Source organism: Longimicrobiaceae bacterium (genome assembly GCA_035936415.1).
Taxonomy (GTDB): domain Bacteria; phylum Gemmatimonadota; class Gemmatimonadetes; order Longimicrobiales; family Longimicrobiaceae; genus JAFAYN01.
Genome location: DASYWD010000621.1, coordinates 1 through 5,242, shown reverse-complemented (window position 1 = coordinate 5,242; position 5,242 = coordinate 1). Strand labels below are relative to the sequence as shown.

Genomic DNA, 5,242 nt, shown 5'->3' with positions numbered 1-5,242 from the left:
CGCCGCGGGCGTCCAGGGCGGCCACCCAGCGGCCGTCCTCCGCGTCCAGGGCGACTTCGCGCACCACGGGGGCGCGGGGGAGGACCCCGTCCGGGTCGTCCACCACGCGCGGGTCGCCGCCCTGCGCCTCCACCAGATCCGCGAAGGCTTCCGCGGCGCGGCCGGAGGCGCGCAGCTCCGCCATGCGCGCGTGGGCCTCGCTCTCGCTCGCCGCCAGGCCGGCGAGGACGAGCAGGTGCATGCCCAGCTCCACGGTGAGCTCCCACAGGTCGGGGGGGCCGCCGCCGCGCAGCGTGTCGATCGCCTCGCGCACCTCCAGCGCGTTCCCCACGGCCCGGCCCAGCGGCTCCTCCATGGGGCTCAGCACCGCGCGCGTGCGCCGGCCCGCCCCCTCGCCGATGCGCACCAGGGCGTCCGCCAGCTCGCGGGCCGCTTCGAGCGTGGTCATGAAGGCGCCGGCGCCCCACTTCACGTCGAGCACCAGCGTCCGCGCGCCGCCGGCCAGCTTCTTGGACATGATGCTCCCGGCGATCAGCGGGACCGACTCCACCGTCCCCGTGACGTCGCGCAGGGCGTACAGGTCGCGGTCCGCGGGGACCAGCTCCGGGCTCTGCCCCACCAGCGCGCACCCGATCCGCTCCACCTGGGCGCGCATCTCCTCCAGACCCAGGCTCACCCGGAAGCCGGGGATGGCCTCCAGCTTGTCCAGCGTCCCGCCGGTGTGGCCCAGGCCGCGGCCGGACATCTTCACGAACGCCGCCCCTGCCGCGGCCATCAGCGGCACCAGCACCAGCGAGGTCTTGTCGCCCACGCCTCCGGTGCTGTGCTTGTCCACCGTGGGCCGGTCCAGCCCGCTCCAGTCCAGGGCGGCCCCGCTCTCCACCATAGCGCGGGTGAGCGCCAGCGTCTCCGCTTCGGTCATCCCGCGCCAGACCACCGCCATCAGCCAGGCGGACACCTGGTAGTCCGGGATGCGCTTCGCAACGAACCCCTCCAGGAGGAAGCCGATCTCCTCCGGCGTCAGCTCGCCCCCGCGCTTCTTCCGGTCGATCAGCGCGACGACGCTCCGCTCGCCGCTCATCCGAGGGGCTCCGCGGCGCCCAGCCGGGTCTCGTCGAAGGCGCCGGGAAGCAGCTCCCGCATGCTGGCCGCCGTGTAGCCCTCTCCCTCCGGCGTCACCACCACCATGTCCGGCCCGAACTCGTAGAGCACCTGCCGGCACGAGCCGCAGGGGGCGAGGGGGACGTCGTCCTGCGGGCCCACCACCGCCACGGCGCGGAAGCGGCGCACCCCCTCCGACACCGCCTTTCCCACCGCCACCCGCTCCGCGCAGTTGGTGAGGCCGTACGAGGCGTTCTCCACGTTGCAGCCGGTGAACACCTCGCCGCTCTCCGCGAGGAGCGCGGCGCCCACGGTGAAGCGGGAGTAGGGGACGTAGGCGTGGGCGCGCACCTCGCGGGCGCGGCGGAGGAGCATCTCCGCCGTTTCGGCCGGGAGGGGCTGGGGCTGGGTGTCGCTCAAGGCTCGGTTCCGCGGCTGTGTCGACTACGCGGGGCGGGCGCCGCCGCGCGGGAAGCCAATATACGCGCGGCGGGCAACGGCGCGCACCGGCGGCTCCGCTCGGGAGCCCGTTCGGATGTCCGCGGGGACCCATTACCGCACCTGCCCGGGCGCTCGCATGCCGATCCGGGTCCCCGCGCGAACCGAATGCAGAAAGGCACCGGGCGGGGTGTTTCCCGCCGGGTGCCTCGATGTCGGGCCGCACTGTGACGTGTCTCCGGGGGCGCTCGGGTCCCGGGTGTCCACGTCGTCCACTTTGTGTCGCGGGGCCCGGGTCCGGGGCCCGCCGCACCTTTCCCGCCTCCGTGCTCCGCAATATCGCCGCCGCGTGCCTGGTGCCAATGTATCTCCCCGCGGGGGAAACCTCAACAGGGAGCGATGATGGAGCGAACGTACCCACTTCGCCGGACAGGTGTGGCCCCCGGCAGGGACCGGGGCTTCGACCGCCTGGCCGATGCATGGATGCTGGAGGAGCTTCGCCAGGCGCTCCGGCGTGAGCTGCGCACCCACGGTGGGCAGGCGGCGGTCGCCCGCAGCATCGGCGTGAGCCGGTCCGTGGTGAGGAAGTTCCTGGAGATGCGGAGCGTGCCGGAGCCGCGCCACCTGGACCGCCTGCGTGACTGGGCCGCGGACCGCCCGTACGCCGAGACGCCGCTGCCCGTCGTAAGCCTGGCCGTGCTGGTGGACGGCCTGCCGGCCGGCGCGCGGCACCGGGCGCGGCGGGAGCTGGCCGGGTGTCTTGCGTGCATCTACCAGCAGTCGGGCGAGGAGGTGCCCGCGTGGCTTGCGCTGGAGGTCGAGGACCGCCGGAGGCACCCGTGAGAACGCAGGGCACGCCGGGCGGGGCGAGCCCGCCGCCGGCACCACGCGATACCGCGGCCGAGCGCGCTCCGTGCCCGCCCGGGAGGCACAGTCTTCCGCCCGACGTTCGCATGGTGCGGTGGGACGGGCCGAGGCTGCTGCTGGTTTCCGGCGGGTAGTCGGTCCAGCATCGCGAGGGTGGCGCCGTGTCTACAGTGTCCGTTATCCTCTTGGACCGTCAGCGTCCTTCACCCGTAGGTTGACCGAGCGATGGAGCAGAAGAAGAGCAAGCGCGCACCCCGGCCGCGCACCCTTCCGCCGGTGCCGCAATGGCTGCCGGAGCACAGGATGGCCGAGGATGCATGCGCGATAGGAGACGACATCGTAGCACTCGCGTTGCTCCGCGCGCTCCGGGATCTGCGCCTGTGGGAGATGTCCCCGCCCGGGGAGCGGCAGTGGTTACTCCTTCCGCCGAGCCGCGACCGGATCGAGGCGATCGAGCACGTGTCTCAGGAAGCCAGAGGAATCGCGGAGGCACTCCAGGACCTCTCCGTGATGCGCTCAGATCCGGAGTGCGTCAGGCCCGCACAGCTGAGCGCGGCCTGCCGGTGTATCTCTCGTTGGGCTGATCGGCAGTCCCTGGCCCACACCGGGCTGCTATTCGCGGAGGCTGCGGCGCGTGTCGATGCGGGCGCTGCGGTTCGTGCGAGGGAGGCGGGTCGAGCTGCCAGGCGGGTGGGGGCGCCGGATCGCTCCGAGAGCTGGCTCGATCGCGCCATCCGGATCGCCGGACGCGATGGGAACCGCAATCGCATAGAGTTGATCCGGGCGCTGCTTTCCTATGGGAGCCTCCTGCGAGAGCAACGGAAGCACGACGAGGCCCGTTCCGTCCTGAGTCGTGCTGCACGGCTGGCGGCCTCCACTCGCCGTCACCGGGTCGCCGCAGAGACACAGCACGACCTGCTGGGGCTGGCGATCGAGGCAGGCACGTACGCGGAATCCGAGCGCCACGTGCTGGAGGCGCTCCGTCACTATCCCATCCACCACCCGGCGGTTCCAGCACTCGTACACGACTGGAGTTTTCTGCTCGTGCGCCTTGGGCTGTATCGGCAGGCCCAGCCCCTCGTCGAGGCGGTTCTTCCCCAGTGTCAGCACCCGGGTCTGAAACTGCTCGTCTGGGGCATGACTGGCCTGGTTGCGGCTGCAGCGGGGGACCGACAGCGATACGATCTGGCGGTTTCGCATGTCCGCACCCTCGCGAGCCGGACGCAGGAATTCGCGGCAGCGGCCCACGGAAATCTGGCTCAGGGAGCCCGCTTTTGGAGAGAGTGGGATCTGGCGAGATCACTTGCCACGCATGCCATCGACATTTCGAAGGATCGGCGAGAGCTGGAGGTGGAGTACGACGTTCGGGAGTTCCTAGCGGGCATTGAGGCACGGGAACCCCCTTCACCTCGCGGAGGGCTCCCGGCCAGCAATCGGATCGATGGTGTCGCTGGACAGATGCTCAGCCTGCTGGACGCACGGAAGCGGCCTCCGAGGCGCCCAGTTCAAATTGACAAGGAAGAGGCAGACGATTCATTCGACTCGTCGCCTGAGTAGCTGATCGCTAGTTCATCAGCCCACGCATGGGGACCTCCTAAAAGGCGGGAGCATGGGTGAACGACTGATGCTATGTGTGTAGTACATAAGATGCCAGAAGCATCCGGCAAATAGAAGAAGACACCACACTCCGGGTTTTCGCAGCGTATCGAAGGTGCCGTAACTTGGCGCCATGACGACCGAACGGGATTCGATCACGCTTCGATACCTGCGCTATCTCGCCCTGCGCGAGGGCGGATACGTACGCCGGGGGGTGCCGGGCTGGGCGCTGCGGCAGGACATCGAGCGGGAGACGAAGCTGTGGATTCCGGAGCGCCTGTCGCTGCTGCACCAGCGCGGGTTGCTCGACCGCGAAGACGTCCGCGCCCCTCGCCTGAAGCGCCCGGTCTGGATCTACCGGATCAACCAGCTCGGAGCCGACCGTGCGGCCCGGGAGCTGGAGCTGCCCCGGCGGATCGTGCTTCGCCCGTTGCGCCTCGCAGCGCGCGACACCGACGCCGCCATCTACATCCCCGAGGGGGCACGCCTGGCGTTGCGGGAGCTGCGCCGCGCCATGGACATGCGTGTGGAATCCCTGTACATCGCCGATGAACCCGGCTGGCGGAGCGTGGAGGAACTGCGCGCGCAGATCCTGGGGGACAAGGAGGAAGGGCAGGGCTGGGAGCCGCGCAGCCGGCGCGGACCCAGGGAGGCCGCTGAGGAGGAGGAAAACGACGAGGCGGAGCTGCGGTGCCGCGAGCCGTGGATGGGCGAATCGGCCGGCTGGGTGGACCGGGCCGTCGCGGAGGGGCGAGGGGAAGGGTGGGATGGCCTGTACGGCAGCATGCCGCTCCCCCCGCGGGAGCGCACACCGGGCCCGGACGACCTGGCGTGGCTGGTGCGCGCCGGGCTCGCGCAGAAGTGGGTCGTGTATCCCGGCCGGCGCGGAGTGCCGATCTACCGGATCACCGCGCTGGGCGGCGTCGCGATCCCGCTGGAGTGGCGGGACCCGCGGTAGGGCGTACGGCAGTTGTCAGAGCGGTTTCCGCGTGCGTCGGCAGCTCCGGCGGACCCCCTCCCCCGGCCCCTCCCCCAACGCTAGGGGAGGGCTGACAGCTCCGGGCAGTTCATCCCCTCTCCCAAACTTGGGAGAGGGTGGCTGAGTAGCCCCCGCTGGCGGTACCAGTGGTTATGGGAGTGCTGGTTGTAAAACGTTCTTCATCTTCCCCTCAGCAGGGGGAGTCGGCGAAGGCCGGAGCGCCGCAGGCGCAGAGGCCACGTTGGCCGGCTCCCACTGCGC

5 protein-coding genes are annotated in these 5,242 nt (G+C 70.9%); 3 read left to right on the top strand and 2 right to left on the bottom strand.

The genetic code is table 11. From position 1 onward, the window contains the following. A partial coding sequence (locus VGR37_24795) for a thymidine phosphorylase (protein HEV2150640.1) occupies positions 1-1,081 on the bottom strand: 1,081 nt, incomplete at its 3' end. Further along, entirely contained in the window at positions 1,078-1,521 is a 444-nt protein-coding gene (locus VGR37_24790) for a cytidine deaminase (protein HEV2150639.1), read from the bottom strand. The genes VGR37_24790 and VGR37_24795, both read right to left, overlap by 4 nt. A 453-nt stretch (positions 1,522-1,974) precedes the next feature. Between VGR37_24790 and VGR37_24785 the strand changes: the two genes are divergently transcribed. The 3 genes from VGR37_24785 to VGR37_24775 all read left to right on the top strand — a co-directional run bounded on the left by VGR37_24785 (position 1,975) and on the right by VGR37_24775 (position 4,960). Continuing rightward, positions 1,975-2,382: a hypothetical protein gene (locus VGR37_24785; protein ID HEV2150638.1), complete on the top strand. Its 408-nt coding sequence runs from the start codon at positions 1,975-1,977 to the stop codon at positions 2,380-2,382. A gap of 249 nt (positions 2,383-2,631) precedes the next feature. Further along, positions 2,632-3,963: a tetratricopeptide repeat protein gene (locus VGR37_24780; protein ID HEV2150637.1), complete on the top strand. Its 1,332-nt coding sequence runs from the start codon at positions 2,632-2,634 to the stop codon at positions 3,961-3,963. Positions 3,964-4,135: 172 nt separating this feature from the next. Continuing rightward, positions 4,136-4,960 (top strand): hypothetical protein, encoded by an 825-nt coding sequence (locus VGR37_24775; GenBank protein ID HEV2150636.1) that lies wholly within the window; start codon positions 4,136-4,138, stop codon positions 4,958-4,960. Positions 4,961-5,242 lie beyond the last annotated feature (282 nt).